Source organism: Streptomyces sp. NPDC001889 (assembly GCF_053594535.1).
Genome location: NZ_JBSFER010000006.1, coordinates 174,122 through 188,935, shown reverse-complemented (window position 1 = coordinate 188,935; position 14,814 = coordinate 174,122). Strand labels below are relative to the sequence as shown.

The 14,814-nt window shown below is 74.4% G+C and carries 13 protein-coding genes; 9 read left to right on the top strand and 4 right to left on the bottom strand.

The genetic code is table 11. The annotated features are described in order from the left end of the window. Positions 1-16: 16 nt before the first annotated feature. Complete coding sequence (locus tag ACWCRA_RS08630) at positions 17-2,794, bottom strand: glycosyl hydrolase (RefSeq protein ID WP_451067103.1); 2,778 nt, start codon at positions 2,792-2,794, stop codon at positions 17-19. 493 nt (positions 2,795-3,287) lie between these two features. Between ACWCRA_RS08630 and ACWCRA_RS08625 the strand changes: the two genes are divergently transcribed. The 3 genes from ACWCRA_RS08625 to ACWCRA_RS08615 all read left to right on the top strand — a co-directional run bounded on the left by ACWCRA_RS08625 (position 3,288) and on the right by ACWCRA_RS08615 (position 6,263). Then, complete coding sequence (locus ACWCRA_RS08625; protein ID WP_351543204.1) at positions 3,288-3,695, top strand: YciI family protein; 408 nt, start codon at positions 3,288-3,290, stop codon at positions 3,693-3,695. Then, the gene (locus ACWCRA_RS08620; RefSeq protein ID WP_451067102.1) at positions 3,692-4,879 is read left to right on the top strand and encodes an RNA polymerase sigma factor; all 1,188 of its coding nucleotides are present in this window, start codon (positions 3,692-3,694) and stop codon (positions 4,877-4,879) included. Before ACWCRA_RS08625 ends, ACWCRA_RS08620 begins: the two co-directional genes overlap by 4 nt. A 145-nt stretch (positions 4,880-5,024) precedes the next feature. Then, entirely contained in the window at positions 5,025-6,263 is a 1,239-nt protein-coding gene (locus tag ACWCRA_RS08615; RefSeq protein ID WP_451067101.1) for an MFS transporter, read from the top strand. Between the two features lie 205 nt (positions 6,264-6,468). On the opposite strand, the gene ACWCRA_RS08610 is transcribed toward ACWCRA_RS08615, so the two are convergent. Further along, positions 6,469-7,308, bottom strand: a complete 840-nt coding sequence (locus tag ACWCRA_RS08610; protein WP_351542811.1) for an alpha/beta fold hydrolase — start codon at positions 7,306-7,308, stop codon at positions 6,469-6,471. A 249-nt stretch (positions 7,309-7,557) separates the two neighbouring features. Here ACWCRA_RS08610 and ACWCRA_RS08605 point away from each other — a divergent pair, with 249 nt between their 5' ends. Further along, positions 7,558-9,411: a serine/threonine-protein kinase gene (locus ACWCRA_RS08605; protein ID WP_451067148.1), complete on the top strand. Its 1,854-nt coding sequence runs from the start codon at positions 7,558-7,560 to the stop codon at positions 9,409-9,411. 168 nt (positions 9,412-9,579) lie between these two features. Continuing rightward, positions 9,580-10,485 (top strand): LysR family transcriptional regulator, encoded by a 906-nt coding sequence (locus tag ACWCRA_RS08600; RefSeq protein WP_351542807.1) that lies wholly within the window; start codon positions 9,580-9,582, stop codon positions 10,483-10,485. A 38-nt stretch (positions 10,486-10,523) separates the two neighbouring features. Here ACWCRA_RS08600 and ACWCRA_RS08595 read toward each other — a convergent pair whose 3' ends face one another. After that, on the bottom strand, positions 10,524-10,745 hold the full coding sequence (locus ACWCRA_RS08595) for a hypothetical protein (protein WP_351542804.1): 222 nt from the start codon (positions 10,743-10,745) through the stop codon (positions 10,524-10,526). Between the two features lie 387 nt (positions 10,746-11,132). Here ACWCRA_RS08595 and ACWCRA_RS08590 point away from each other — a divergent pair, with 387 nt between their 5' ends. The 4 genes from ACWCRA_RS08590 (at position 11,133) to ACWCRA_RS08575 (ending at position 13,855) form a co-directional block, all read left to right on the top strand. Next, positions 11,133-11,483: a PRC-barrel domain-containing protein gene (locus ACWCRA_RS08590; RefSeq protein WP_351542801.1), complete on the top strand. Its 351-nt coding sequence runs from the start codon at positions 11,133-11,135 to the stop codon at positions 11,481-11,483. 198 nt (positions 11,484-11,681) lie between these two features. Then, the gene (locus ACWCRA_RS08585; protein WP_351543198.1) at positions 11,682-12,797 is read left to right on the top strand and encodes a glutamate--cysteine ligase 2; all 1,116 of its coding nucleotides are present in this window, start codon (positions 11,682-11,684) and stop codon (positions 12,795-12,797) included. Between the two features lie 129 nt (positions 12,798-12,926). Then, the gene (locus ACWCRA_RS08580) at positions 12,927-13,253 is read left to right on the top strand and encodes a plasmid stabilization protein (RefSeq protein WP_351542798.1); all 327 of its coding nucleotides are present in this window, start codon (positions 12,927-12,929) and stop codon (positions 13,251-13,253) included. A gap of 116 nt (positions 13,254-13,369) precedes the next feature. Then, on the top strand, positions 13,370-13,855 hold the full coding sequence (locus tag ACWCRA_RS08575) for an SRPBCC family protein (protein WP_351542795.1): 486 nt from the start codon (positions 13,370-13,372) through the stop codon (positions 13,853-13,855). A gap of 103 nt (positions 13,856-13,958) precedes the next feature. On the opposite strand, the gene ACWCRA_RS08570 is transcribed toward ACWCRA_RS08575, so the two are convergent. Then, the gene (locus tag ACWCRA_RS08570; RefSeq protein ID WP_351542792.1) at positions 13,959-14,744 is read right to left on the bottom strand and encodes a PepSY domain-containing protein; all 786 of its coding nucleotides are present in this window, start codon (positions 14,742-14,744) and stop codon (positions 13,959-13,961) included. Positions 14,745-14,814 lie beyond the last annotated feature (70 nt).

The following is a 14,814-nucleotide window of genomic DNA, read 5'->3' as shown; positions in this document are numbered from 1 at the left end:
GAGGGAGCGGAGTGACCTACTCGTACGGGATTCTGAGCACCGCCCCCTCGGTGCCGGTCTGCACCCGGGAACCGCTGTCGCCGAGCGCGTTCCAGATCTCCAGCCGGACGGTGCCGCCCACCAGGTCACCGAGGCCGCCGGTGGCCGCCTTGACGCCCACCGCCTGGGTGTACTCCTCCCAGCCGGTGACCGGGTCGGTCGCGAAGTAGCGGTAGGTCTCCGTCCGGTCGAAGGTGCCATCGCCGGTCAGGTCGTAACCCACCCGCACCTGGGGCGCGAGCCCGACGGCCGTGCCCGCGTCCACCCGCAGGCGGAAGGCGGTCGCGGCGCCCGGTACCAGCCTCCCGTCGACACCCCTGATCTCGTAGACCGCCGGGCGGTACGGAGTGCCGTCCCGGTTGACGCCGTCCGCCGACGCCAGGGTGTCGGCGCCCGGCTGGTCGTCGGTGGCGGTGGTGAGGATGCCGCCGGTCCTGAGCCGGAAGGTGTTGCCGGTGGACGGACCGGGGTCCCCGGGGTCCGGGTTTCCGCCGCCGCCGGTGCCGGTCGCGGTCGAGCGGGCGGGCACGGACAGGGACGCGCCGTCCGAGAAGGTGACCGTGCGGGCGGCCGGGCCGTGGTTGTGGGCGACATAGGTGCGGACGCCGTTCCCGGCGAGGACGGCGGAGGTCGGGATGGAGCCGCTCACCGTCATGTCCGGCGCGCCGAGCGCGTCCAGCGTGGCGATCCAGTGGTAGGTGTGCGCCCTGGACTCGCCCTGCTCCGGGGTGTAACCGGCGTGGCCCGCGTCCCACCGGGACTTCGCCCGTGCCGGATCGGCCAGTGACTCGAACTCCCACAGCAGATCGCGCCACTCCTGGGCCGGACCGCCGTTCTCGCGTTCCATCTCCGCGATATTGCGCGTGATGGCCGCCTTCTCCCGGGCCAGATGGAGCGAACCGCCGGTGACCGGGAGCACATTGATGCCGTGGATCTCCTCCGGGTTCGCGGTCCACCAGGTGGCGTACGCGCCGCCGCTGCCCCAGACCATCCCGACCGTGTCATGGCGGAAGGAGTCGGGGAAGACCTGCCGGCTCGCGTCGAACCAGTACTGGGTGATCGCCTCGGACTCGGTGGTCAGCAGATAGCTGCCGAGATCGCGCAGCGCGGTGTCGCCGGTGGCCGAGCCCCACAGCACCAGTGCGGCGCTGAGGTTGACCGACTCCGACGAGGCCTCCTGGTTGTTGCCCGCCGCGAAGCCCTGGTGACCGGAGGCCCAGCTGTGGCCCGCGTAGACGTCGAAGCCGCGCAGGAAGGGGTAGGCGGAGTCGGTGCGGCTGGGGTTGGCGGTGTCGCGCACCAGGTGCCCGACCATGGCGCCCCAGGCCGATTCCGCCGCCCAGGCCTGGTCGTACTGGGCGATGACCGCCGCCGCGTAGAGGTAGTAGCCGTAGTGGAAGTGGTGGTCGTTGAGTTCGGTGTCGCTGCCGTACGAGGCCGGGTAGCCGGTGAGGGTCTTCCACTCGCCGTCGTAGCCGAACTGGCCGGAGCCGCCCGCCGTGAACCACTCCTGGAGCCGGCCCTTCATCAGTCCGATGAGCTTGTCGCGCACGGCGGGCAGGCCGATCTGGTCGGCGATGGGCACCAGCTGGGCGAGCCGGCCGAGCGCCTTTCCGGTCCAGTAGGTGTCCGTCGCCCCGGAGAACGGGTCGGAGGCGTTCGCCACCTCGTGGAGGTAGCCGGTCAGCCGTGCCCGGTCGACCCGGCTGGACGCGGGCAGGGCGGGCAGCACACCGCTGCCCCGCTGGCTGGTGGTGAAGGACGCGGACTCCCGCACCTTCATCGTGCCGCGCGGCGAGACATAGGTGTACGGCGTGAGCGGGTCGGTGGTGTGCAGCCACTGATGGCGGTAGAGGGCCTGGAGGGTGCCGCGCTCGGTGCCCTCCCTGGCCTCCGTGGTCAGGGTGTACGTGGCCCTGACCGTGCCGCCGGTGGACTGCCAGTCCACCCGGGAGCCGGTGACGAAGCTGAAGGCGTACTTCCGGTAGACCGCGAGCGCGTCGGTGGAGGGCAGGACCGCGAGCGAGAAGTACTCCCTGGAGCCGAGCGGGGCCGTGATCGTGGAGCCGGAGACGTTCCAGTCGCCGCCGGTCGGGGCGAAGAGGGCGTAGTGGTGCCCGGCGACGGTGATGCCGAGGACATTGCCGCTGTCCGCGAAGACGGTGGGCGCGGAGGCGGTGGTGACACGGGCGTCGCCGCCGGAGCCCCTGGCGTACACGAAGGGCAGACCGTGGCCGATGGTGGCCCGGAAGGTGCGGGTGCCGTCCGCCCAGTAGGGGGTGACCGTCCAGTCGGACCAGGCGTCGGCCCTGGTGTCGGGGGAGTTGAGGCCGCTGAGGCCGATGGTGAGGTCGGCCCGGTGGGGGTACTCGTACTGCCGGCCGTCGCCGACGATCGCGGGCGCGGTCGGGTAGCCGACTTCGAGGCCGGAGGCTTTCGCCTGGTAGGTGAGGGGGTGGCCGTACATCGGGGTGGAGTACGGGTTGTCGCCGTAGCGCTGGTAGGCGAGGGAGGACCACCAGTCGTTGGTCGGGACCGGTTTGTTCCGGGCGGCGGCGGTCAGCTTGGGGGTCACCGGTGTGCCGGTGTCGGTGGCCGGCCCGGAGGTTCCGGCCGGGCGGGTGTCGGTGTAGCTGCCGGAACCGGCGGGGACGGTGCCGGCGGCGGCCGGGGAGGCGACGGGAGCCGGACCCGCGAGGGTCAGGGCGACGGCCAGGGCGATGGCCGGGGCGGGTCCGGGGAGAGAGGTTCGCATGGGCAGCACCTCGGAGTCCTGGGGGTGAGGAGCGGGGGAAAGCGCTCTCACGTGCCCAGGAACGTAGAACTCCTGAATCGTGAGTGTCAAGGGAGCCCGCTGACGGGACCGGAGGCCCCGGGCCCGCGATCCGGAGGCCCCGGGCCCGCGATCCGGAGGCCCCGGGCCCGCGATCCGGAGGCCCCGGGCCCGCGATCCGGAGGACCCGGACCCGCGATCCGGAGGACCCGGACCCGGAGGACCCGGAGGACCCGGACCCGGAGGACCCGGAGGACCCGGACCCGGAGGACCTGGAGACCCGGAGGACCCGCACCCTCAGGGCCCGCCGGGCCCGGACCGGGGGTCCCGAGCCCCCGGGGCAGCGCCCGCCCCGCCTCCGCGACCGAGAACCGGAGAATTTCCCTGTCCGCGATGTCGAGAACCCGTGTCCGGCTCCGTCCCCGGGGTGAAGGCGGCCAGGATGGGTCGCACCAGCACCGAGGAGAGAGACACCATGGCCAAGTACCTGCTGCTCAAGCACTACCGGGGCGCCCCGGCCGCGGTCAATGACGTGCCCATGGACCAGTGGACACCCGAGGAGATCACCGACCATGTGCGGTACATGAACGACTTCGCCGCCCGGCTCGAAGGCACCGGCGAGTTCGTCGACGGCCAGGCGCTCGCCCCCGAGGGCACCTTCGTCCGGTACGACGGCGAGGGCCGCCCGCCCGTCACCGATGGCCCGTTCGCCGAGACCAAGGATCTGATCGCCGGCTGGATGGTGATCGATGTCGACAGCTACGAGCGCGCCGTCGCACTGGCCGGAGAGCTGTCGGCGGCCCCCGGGGCGGGCGGGAGGCCGATCCACGAGTGGCTCGAACTGCGTCCGTTCCTCACCGAGCCGCCCACCGTCACCGAGTGACCACCGAAGGGGACGAGGCCCTGCTCAGAAGCCTCACACCGAGCGTGCTCGGCATCCTCGTCCGCCGCGGAGCCGACTTCGCGGCGGCCGAGGACGCCGTACAGGACGCGCTGGTCGAGGCGGTCCGCGTCTGGCCGGACGGCCGGCCCCGGGACCCGAAGGGCTGGCTGGTCACCGTCGCCTGGCGCAAGTTCCTCGACGCGGCCCGCGCGGACACCGCGCGCCGCAGACGCGAGGAGCTCGTCGACGAGCAGCCGGAGCCCGGGCCCGCGCCCTCGGTGGACGACACGCTCCGGCTCTACTTCCTCTGCGCCCACCCGTCGCTGACACCGTCCTCCGCCGCCGCGCTCACCCTGCGCGCCGTCGGCGGGCTGACCACCCGCCAGATCGCCCGGGCCTACCTGGTGCCCGAGGCGACGATGGCCCAGCGCATCAGCCGCGCCAAGCGCACCGTCTCCGGCGTGCGGTTCGACCGGCCCGGCGATGTCGCCACCGTGCTGCGCGTCCTCTACCTGGTCTTCAACGAGGGCCACTCCGGCGACATCGACCTCGCCGCCGAGGCCATCCGGCTCACCCGGCAGCTCGCCGCGGCGATCGACCACCCCGAGCCGGCCGGACTGCTGGCCCTCATGCTGCTCCACCACGCCCGGCGCGCCGCGCGGACCACGCCCGACGGCGCTCTGGTGCCGCTCGCCGAGCAGGACCGGGGCCGGTGGGACACCCGGGCGATCGCCGAGGGCATCGGCATCCTGCGGGCGGCACTCGCCCGCGACCGGCTGGGGGAGTTCCAGGCCCAGGCCGCCATCGCGGCACTCCACGCCGACGCGCCCACCGTCGAGGAGACCGACTGGGCGCAGATCGTCGAGTGGTACGACGAACTGGTGCGCCTCACCGACAGCCCGGTCGTCCGGCTCAACCGCGCGGTCGCCGTCGGCGAGGCGGAGGGACCGCGCGCCGGCCTGGCGGCGCTCGCGGCGCTGGAGGAATCCTCCCCGGGCCCGGCGGGCCGGGGGGAGCCCGTGCCCCGTCACACCGCGGTGGCGGCGTACCTCCACGAGCGCGACGGCGACCTCGCGACGGCGGCCCGGCTCTACGCCGAGGCGGCCCGCCGGGCCCCCAGCCTCGCCGAGCGCGACCATCTGACGCGCCGCGCCGCCCGGCTCAACGCCCGAGGGCGCCTCTGAACCCCGCCCCGCCGTCGCCCCCTGGCCGGAAACCCCCGCTGCCGGTATCCGCCGGGGCCCGCCCGGTGGGGCCGGATGGCTGGTCGCCGCCGGGGACGGCCGTCCGGTGCGGCGGATTCCGCACGGCGGGCCGTACGGTGCCCGCATGGCCGCACCTCACCGCGGGAGCCGGCGCCCCGGGTACCTCGTCGCGGCGGCGGTGTTCGCCGTGGGCATGGCCGGTACCACCCTGCCGACACCGCTGTACGGGATGTACCGCGCCCAGATCGGGTTCTCCGAACTGATGGTGACGGTGGTGTTCGCCGTGTACGCGGTGGGTGTCATCACCTCCCTCCTGCTGGCGGGCGACTACTCCGACCAGGTGGGCCGGCGCCCCGTCATCCTCTGCGCCCTCGGGTTCGCCGCCGCCGCCGATCTGTGCTTCCTGTTCGAGGCCGGGCTGCCGCCGCTCTTCGCGGGCCGGCTGCTCTCGGGGTTCTCGGCCGGACTCCTCACCGGCGCGGCGACCGCCGCCGTCCTGGAACTCGCCCCGCCGGGCCGCGCGGCACGCGCCGGGTTCGCCGCCACCGCCGCCAACATGGGCGGTCTGGGCTGTGGCACGCTGCTGGCCGGAGTCCTCGCGGAGTACGCCCCGGCACCCCTGCGGCTGCCCTTCGCGGTCCATCTGGCGCTGGTGGCCCTCGCCCTGGTCCCGGCCCGGCTGCTGCCCGAGACCGTTTCCCCCACCCGCCGGCTGCCCCGCGGACGGCCCCAGGGGATGGCCGTGGCACCGCGGGCGCGTGCCGTGTTCCCCTCGGCGGCGATCGCGGCCTTCGCGGGCTTCTCGCTGCTCGGGCTCTTCACCGCCGTCGCCCCGAGCTTTGTCGCCGAGACGCTGGGGATCGACGATCTCGCCCTGTCCGGGGCCGTGGCCTTCTCCGCGTTTCTCGCCTCCACCCTGGGACAACTGGCGACCGGGCGGCTGGGCGTGCGCCGGTCGCTGCCCGCCGGGTGTCTGATCCTGGTGGGCGGGCTCCTCCTGGTGGGCGCGTCCCTGTGGGGGGAGTCGCTGCCCCTGCTGCTGGCCGGCGCGCTCGCCGGAGGCTTCGGCCAGGGGCTCGCCTTCCGGGCCGGTCTGACGGCGGTCGGCGACGCCGCGCCGCGCGAGCACCGGGGCGGGACCATCTCGGCGTTCTTCGTCGTCGCCTACACCGGAATCGCGGTACCCGTGGTCGGGGTGGGCGCGCTGACGATTCCGCTGGGGCTGCGGGGCGCGGGCCTGGTCTTCACGGCCGTGGTGACACTCCTCGCCCTGGGCGTCGGGCTGTATCTGCTCCGCCGGCCCCCGACGGAGGAGGACGCCCCGGCGGACCCTTCGGCGGACGCCCCGGCGCACCGCCGGTAGGAGCCGCGCCACCCCCCGGGAACCGCCCGCGCGGGGCGTGCGCGCCGACAGGCGGCGGGCCCGCCCCCCCACGGAGGACGGACCGTCCAGCGGTGTCCGTACCGTCCTCCGTGAGGGGCGGGGACGCCGGGAGGTCCGTCCGCCGGCGGGGCGATGCCCGCGTCGGAGGCGCGCCTCGATGGCGCCGGAGGGAGCCGCTTCGCCGTCAGGGCCGGTGCGGCTCCCGGAGGAAGGCGAGAAGCGCCGAGGTCAGCTCGGCGGGCGCGTCCTCCTGGACGAGATGGCCCGCACCCGCGACGCGTTCGAGCCGGGCGCCCGGGATGAGCGCCGCCAGCTCCTCCCCCCGGGCCGGGGGAATCCAGGTGTCGTCCTGGCCCCAGCACACCAGTGTCGGTACGGAGATCTCGCCGTACCGCTCCTGCACCTCGTCGGTGTGGAGCTGGTCGGCCTGGGCGATCTGCCGGTAGAAGGCGGCCTGGCCCGGCGCGTCCAGCCAGGGCCGGGCCAGCCGGTCGAGAACCGCCGGATGGAGGCCGGGGCTGCTGGCCGAGCTGATGTACTCGCGCACCAGCGCCCGGTGCAGCGCCGGCGGCAGCCGCTCGAAGACCTCGGGGTGCTCGCCGACGAGACGGAAGAACGGGGACCCCCACGGCGCCAGGGCCACCGGGTCCACCAGCGCGAGGGCGCGGTAGCGGACGCCGTGCAGCAGATGCGCCCGCAGAGCGACGGCCCCGCCGAAGTCATGGGCGGCCACCAGCGGCTCCACCAGGCCCCAGTGGGTGAGCAGCTCGGTGAAGACCCGGCCCTGGGCGGCCAGGGAGACATCCTGCCCGGCGGACTTCTCCGAGCTTCCGTAGCCGGGCATGTCCCAGACGAAGACCTGGTGGCGCCGGGCGAGCGCGCGGGCGACAGCGCGCCAGACATAGGAGGAGAAGGGCGTGCCGTGGAGCAGGACGACCGGGTCCCGGCCGGGTTCTCCGAGGCTGTCCCAGCGGACCTCGCCCGAGGTGCTGGGGAAGGTCTCGGTCAGCTGCCATGCACTCACGGGCGCTCATCCTCTCGGCTGTTCCCCGGCTCGGCCGGGCTTGATCACGAGCCTTCCCGGTCCGCGCACTCCCATGACCGCCGGACGGCCGTGGACACCGTCGGCGGAACCCGTCCGCCGGATTGCGGTCGTGGACCGGTACCGGGTGTGGGACAGTCGGGCGGGTGCTGTCGGACCGGGCGGGGCGGGGCCCGCGGTGTGGGTATCCGCCTCTCCCGCAGGGGCGTTGAGGGGGAGTGCGTGGCACGGGTGATCGACGGCCGCTTCGAGCTGCTGGCGCGGCTCGGCGGTGGTGGCATGGGGCTGGTGTGGCGGGCGCGGGATCTGATGCTGCACCGGGAGGTGGCGCTCAAGGAGGTCCGTCCGCCGGACCCGTCGCTGGCCGAGTACGACCCCGAGGGCGCCCGGGCCCTGCGCGCCCGGGTGCTGCGGGAGGCGCGGGCCCTGGCTCGTGTCGACCACCCCGGAGTCGTCACGATCCATCACATCGTGGACCTGGGCGAGGGGGGCTATCCGTGGATCGTCATGGAACTGGTCACCGGGGGCTCGCTCCAGGACCGCCTGAACCGCGGCACCCTCACACCGGGGGAGGCCGCCGGCGTGGGCCGGGGGGTGCTGGCCGGACTGCGCGCCGCGCACGCCGCGGGCATCCGGCACCGGGACATCAAGCCCGCGAACGTCCTGCTGCGGCCGGACGGCCGTCCGGTCCTCACCGACTTCGGCATCGCGGAGATCCAGGGCTCCACCGTGCTCACCGCCACCGGCTCCGTCATCGGCACGCCCGACTACATGGCTCCCGAGCGCGTCGGCGGCGACGCCGGCGGAGCGGCGGCCGACCTCTGGTCGCTGGCCCTGACGCTGTACGTGGCGGTGGAGGGACGGAACCCGCTGCGCCGGGCGAATGCCCTGGCCACCCTCGCGGCGGTGCTCGGCGAGGACGTCCCGCCGCCGCGCGCGGCCGGACCGCTGGCCGGGGCGCTGATGGCCGTGCTGGTACGGGACCCGGCGGCGCGGCCGGACGCGGAGGCGCTGGACTCCCTGCTGGCGCGGGTGGAGTCGGAGGCCCCCGTGTCCGAGGCCGGCCCGGTGACCTCGTATCCCCTCGCACCCCCGGCCGTCGCCTCCCCGGAACCGGAACCGGAACCGGAACCGGAACGTGAGCCCGAGCCGGAACCGGAACCGGAGCCCGTTCCGGCGCCGACCCCGCCCCCGGCGCCGACCCCGCCCCCGGGGCGGACGCCGATCCGGGGGCGGCGCGTCCGGGCGTACACGGCGGCCTTCGTCGCGGTGCCGCTCGGTGCCGTCCTGCTGTGGACCCTGCTTCCGGACGGCGGCACGAACAGCGCCGGAGCCGGAGCCGGTGGCGGCGGCCGTTCCGCCGGATCGGGCGAGGGGCCCGGCCCGGAGAGGATCAGCATCGGAATCAAGTTCGACCAGCCAGGCATCGGGCTCAGGGACGGGAACGGCGGGTACCAGGGGTTCGACGTGGCCGTGGCGACCTATGTCGCCCGGGCCCTCGGCTACCGCCCCGCCGACATCATCTGGAAGGAGGCGAGCGGCTCCGAGCGGGAGAACATGCTCCTGAGCGGCGACACCGACTTCATCGTGGCCACCTACGCGATCACCGACAAGCGCCGGGAGACGGTCGATTTCGTCGGCCCCTACCTGGTGGCCCGGCAGGATGTCCTGCTGAGCGTGGACAATGTCGCCATCAGCAGACCCGCCCACCTCAACGGCAAGAAGGTCTGCGCGGTGGTGGGCTCGTCCGCGGTGGCCGCTCTCCAGGCGTGGGCCGCCCCCGGGGCCCTGACCGAGGGGCGCGACACCTACGCGCGGTGTCTGACCGATCTGGCGAACGGCGTGGTGGACGCGGTCACCGCCGACGACGCCATCCTCGCCGGTTACGCCTCCCAGAAGCCGGACGCCTACCGGCTCGGCGGCTTCCGGCTCACCGAGGAGCGGTACGGGATCGGCATCCCGAGGAACAGCCACCACAAGGCCGGTATCCAGGCCGCGCTGGAGCGGATGGAGACGGACGGCTCCTGGCGGAAGGCACTGCGGAAGCACCTGCCGCTGCTCCAGCGGGAGACACCTCGGTCCTGACCTCCGCGCCGCGCGATCCGCGCCCGCTCCGGGACGGTGCGGCGTCAACCAGGGCCGGGGGAAAGGCCGTTCGGTTCTCCGCGCGCGTGGTGAAAAGCAGCCACCGGAGGGTGGAGCCGACCACGGAGCGGCCCCGGCGCCGATCGCGTTCTTGCTAACGTCGACGGCATGGAGCTTCGGACGCTTGAGTACTTCGTTGCTGTGGCGGAAGAAGGGTCCTTCACCAAGGCCGCCGCGCGCTGCCATGTCGTCCAACCCGCGATCAGTCAGCAGATCCAGGGCCTGGAGAGGGAACTGGGCGAGCCGCTGTTCGACCGAGGGCCCAGACGTGTCGTCCTCACCGCCGGTGGCGCCGCCCTCTTACCGCACGCCCGGGCCGCGCTGGCCGCCGCGAAGGCCGCCTCCCTGGAGTTCGCCGGCCGTGCCGGGCGCCTCGGCGGCTCGCTCGCGCTCGGAACGGTCGGTGGTCTGGAGGCCACCCGCTTCCCCTATCTGCTGGGGGAGTACCACCGGCGCCACCCCGGGGTCACGGTCGATGTGACGGGGCAGTCGAGCCCCTCCCTGCTGGCAGCCGTCCGCAACGGCACCCTGGACGGGGCGGTCATGGCGGAGCCCAGGGAGGACCTCTCCGAGATCCTCGGCTCCTGTGTTCTGCTGCGGGACTGGATCGTCGCCGCTCTCCCCGCCGGCGGCTCGGCGGACCGGCCGCTGACCCTCGACGAGGTGTCGAAGGCGCCGGTGATCACCTATGGACCCGACAGCGGCGTCCACGGCTTCATCAGCGAGGCCTTCGCCGCCCGGGGCCTGCCCTTCGAGATCGCGTACGCGACGAACAACGTGGCCCTCCAACTCGCCCTGGTCGTCGAGAAGGTCGGCATCGCGCTGGTTCCCCACTCCAGTCCCGCGCTCTCCGCCGACAGTCGGGTCGTCGCGGTCCCGCTGATCCCCGCCATCTCCTTCAACAAGGTCTTCGCCTGGCGGCTGGACAACCAGATGAATCCGCCCCTGCGGGCGTTTCTCGAGATGTGGTCGGAGTCGGACGAACCGGGGGCCGGGTCCGAAGCCGCCGGATGAGGGACCCGCCGGGCGGTCACCCCGGCGAGGGGGGCCGTTCACACCATCGCGGCGGACACCGCCATCGCCCCCGGACGCAGCGGGGTGGCGCCCGGCCGGGCCCACTGGCTCCAGCGGAACCGGCGCGGCGCGAAGGAGGCGAACAGCCCGGCGGCGGCGCTGACCGAGAACGCCGCCCAGGCGGGGTACTCCGGCTCACGCGGCGGTTTCCCACAGCTCTCGGCCCGAGCGCACTGCGCCGGCATGCCGACGCCAGACACACCAGCCCGATCCGGGCGGACGGCCGGCCGCCACCGCTGATCGCGGGTGCCGGCGCGGGCGGCCCGGCGGCCCGGACGCGGACCCGGTTGCGCATGCGGATGACGGTGCGGGGACATTCTCTGCATGGTCAACAGCGGGCCACGGGCGAGCCCTCGCCGGAATCCGTACGGACACTCATCCACCTCTCCGGCCGCGCCGCCCGGGTCAGGGTGAGTCCGCCGACAGCCGGTCGGTCCTCTCCCGGACCGGTGCCCAGGCATGCTCCGCCCGGAGCGGGGCAGGCGCAGGCCGAGGCGGGAAGCGGGCGCCGGGCGCCACCGGCGGAGGGATCGGCCGGACGGCCGCCGTCCCCGCTCTCCCCTACATCACGCAGAGAGGAACCCGTCATGAGTGTGCACCCCTGGAACTACTCGTCCCTGGCCGGCTACACCGCCGGCTCCGACCTCAACGGCTTCCGGGTCGAGGCCGTGGACGGTGCCATCGGCAAGGTCGACAAGCACACCGAGGACGTGGACGCCGCCTGCCTGGTCGTGGACACGGGTCCGTGGATCTTCGGCAAGGAGGTCCTCATTCCGGCCGGCGCCGTCACCCGGATCGACCTGGTGGAGAAGAGCGTCCACGTCGACCGGACGAGGGACCAGATCAAGCGCGCCCCCGAGTTCCACCGCGAGACACACCTCGGCGACAGCGGCTACCGCGATCTGCTCGCCGCCCACTACTGGCCGCCGCGCGCGTGACGACCGCCCCGGCGGCGGGTGACCGCCGCCGGGGCGCCGATCGCCGTACCGCCCGTCGCGCGTCAGGACGCCGACGCGGGGCGGCGGGAGCAGCGGCCGAGCCGGGGGATGTGGTCTCCTGGCCGGTGCCGATCATGAGAAGTGCCCCCGAGCCGTGCCCTGGGACGGGCCCGCGCCGGGGGCCGGGAGGTTGCCGTGGTGCGGAGTGTGGGTGTCGAGGAGGAGCTGCTCCTGGTGGACGCCGTCAGTGGTGAGCCGAGGGCGCTGGCGACGGCGGTGCTGGCCGCCGCCTCGCGGGAGGCCGGCGGGCAGGAGGAGGTCTTCGAGGCGGAGCTGCACCGGGAGCAGGTGGAGTTCGCCACCCGGCCGCAGACCGACATGGGTGAGCTGGCGGCCGAGATCGACCGCTGCCGGGCCGAGGCGTCCCGCCACGCGGAACGGCTCGGGGCGTCCGTCGCCGCGCTCGGGACCTCTCCGCTGCCGGTCAGCCCCTCGATCGGTTTCGGGGAGCGGCACCGCTGGCTGGAGGAGCACTTCGGACTGACCACACAGGAGCAGCTCACCTGCGGCTGCCATGTGCATGTGTCGGTGGAGTCCGACGAGGAGGGTGTCGCGGTTCTGGACCGGATCAGGCCCTGGCTGTCCGTGCTCCTCGCGCTGAGCGCGAACTCGCCCTTCTGGCAGGGCCAGGACAGCGGATACGCCAGCTACCGCAGCCGGGTGTGGGGACGGTGGCCCTCGGCGGGCCCGGTGGAACTCTTCGGCTCGGCCGAGCGGTACCACGAGCAGGTACGGGACATGGTCGGCACCGGTGCGCTGCTGGACGAGGGGATGATCTACTTCGACGCCCGTCTCTCCGCCTCGTACCCCACGGTCGAGATCCGGGTCGCCGATGTCTGTCTGGACTCCTCCACCACGGTCCTCATCGCCACCCTGGCCCGCGCCCTGGTGGAGACCGCCGCCCGCGAGTGGAAAGAGGGGCTGCCGCCGTCCCGGCAGCGGGTGGAGGTGCTGCGGCTGGCCGCGTGGCGGGCCGCCCGGTCGGGTCTTGAGGACCGGCTGCTCCACCCCCTCACCATGCGGCCCGCACCCGCCGAGGCGGTGGTGCGCGCGCTCTTCGAGCACGTACGGGACGCGCTGGACGACAGCGGCGATCTGCCGGCCGTCCGGGAGGCGCTGGCCGCGCTGCTCAGGACGGGCAGCGGCGCGCACGTCCAGCGCGAGCTGCTGGCCGGCACCGGTGAGCTGCGCGCCCTGGTCGGCGCGTGTGCCCGGCGCACCCTCGGACAGCCACCGTATGGCTCTCCCGGTTAGCGCGCCCGGGGGTGGCGGGCGTCGTATGGAACCGGGTGCCCGACGGCGCGGACGGCGGGCGGCCGCGCCGGGCACCCGTTGTCGCGGGCCCGCCCGGGCCCGCCCGCGCGAGAGCGAAGGAGCAGGACCATGCCGGCAGGATCGAGCCCCAAGCGGGAGCGTCAGTACGAGCACGTCAAGGAGAGCGCGCGCAGGCGCGGTGAACCGGCGGGCCGGGCGAAGGAGATCGCGGCCCGCACGGTGAACAAGGAGCGGGCGCGGGCCGGGGAGTCGAAGACGGCGAGCCGGACCTCCACCCGGGACCCGAAGTCCGCCTCCCAGCGCGGTGGACTGCGCTCGCACAGCGGAGCGCAGGGACCCACGAAGGACCAGCTCTACGCCGAGGCGAAGAAGCGGAACATCGACGGCCGCTCCACCATGAACAAGCAGCAGCTCGCCCGGGCCCTGGGCCGCTGACCCGTCCGCCCGGACCCCGGGGGCGGGCCGCCACCGGTCCGGGCGCGCCCCGCATTCCGCCGCCCGGACCGGGTACCCGCCCGTGAACCTTCCCCCTCGACTCGCTGGAGGACCCCATGGCCGTACGTCACCGGCTGATCCGCAGGCCGCCCGAGGCGGTGTGGGCGGTGCTCGCCGACGGGTCCCGCTACGGCGAGTGGGTCGTCGGGCCGGACGCCTCCCGGGAGGACGGGAGCGACTGGCCCCGGCTCGGCGCCACGATCGAGTACACCATCCGCCTCGGCCCCTGGTCCGGGAGCGGGAAGACGACCGTGCGGGACGTGGAGCCGCCCCACCGCATCGAGCTGGAGGCCGACAGCGGGCGGCTGGGCACCGCCCGGATCGCCATCGAGGTGCGGCCCTGGGGCGAACACACCCTGGTCGTCGTCGATGAGCACCCGCTGCGCGGACCCGGCGGCCATCTCCACAACGCGGCGTTCGACGCCCTGCTCCAGCTCCGGCACCGCCGGATGCTCGGCCGGCTCGCCGAGGTCGTCGAGCGGTCGCCCCGTGCCCCGGGCGAGAGGCCCCGGCCACAGCCGGGTGCCTCGTCCCGCGCGTGAGGACCGGGGAACCGGAGGCGGCACGCGCTCCGCGCCGGTCACGCGCCGGCGGCTTCGCCCCCGGTGGCGCCGGGAACCGGCCGCACCTCCTCCGGGCGGGCCGTCAGTCCTGGTCGATCCGTTCCCGCAGGACCTTCCCGCTGGCCGCGTCGATCTCGACATCGGCCTCCGTCCAGTCGCCGGTGTCGGCCACCTCGGTCTCCCAGACGACGACGTTGTCGCCGCTCTCGTCGCTGTCCCCCAGCTGAAGCCCGGTGACGGTGCCGGGGTGCTTCCGGGTGGCCGCGTCGACGGCCTGCTGAGGGGTCCGGGTCGCCTGGGCGAGCAGGCCCGCCAGCTCGCGCTTGTCGTCCGCGTCCTGGTCCCGCTCGGCACCGGAGCGCAGCACCTTCCCGCTGACGGCGTCGATGTCCACGACATGGGCTGTGCCGTCCTTGAGGGCCACCGTCGCCGTCCACCGCGGGGTCCCGGGGGGCGGTGACGCCTGGGGGGAGGGGCTGCTGCCGTGGTGCACGCGTCCCAGGTCCAGCTCGACGAGTTCGCTCTGCGGCACCTCCCCGGTGGCCGTCGACGCCGCCTTCTCCCAGCCGACCCGCGTCGACTCCACCAGCGCCCTGCGCTGGGTCCGCTCCCGGGAGAGGGACGCCACCGCGGAGGGTGTCGCCCCGGCGGAGGGGCTGTCCTCGGCCGCCGAGACCACCGAGTCGTCACCGGTGCCTCCGCAGCCGGCGACCAGCGGCACCGACACGGCGAGGGCACAGAACAGGGCGGCGGCGCGGGCCCGGCCCGGCCGAGCGGGTGCGGCGGGCCTCAGGGAGCCGGGCGGCTGCGGCGCACCGGAGCCCTGAGGCGCCGGCGCGGACGGGATTCCACTCTGCTGAAGGGGCATACAGCCACCCGTAACCCCTCGCCCGCCGCTCCTACCCGCCCGCCGGGCGGCGCCACCCGATCGGACCCTC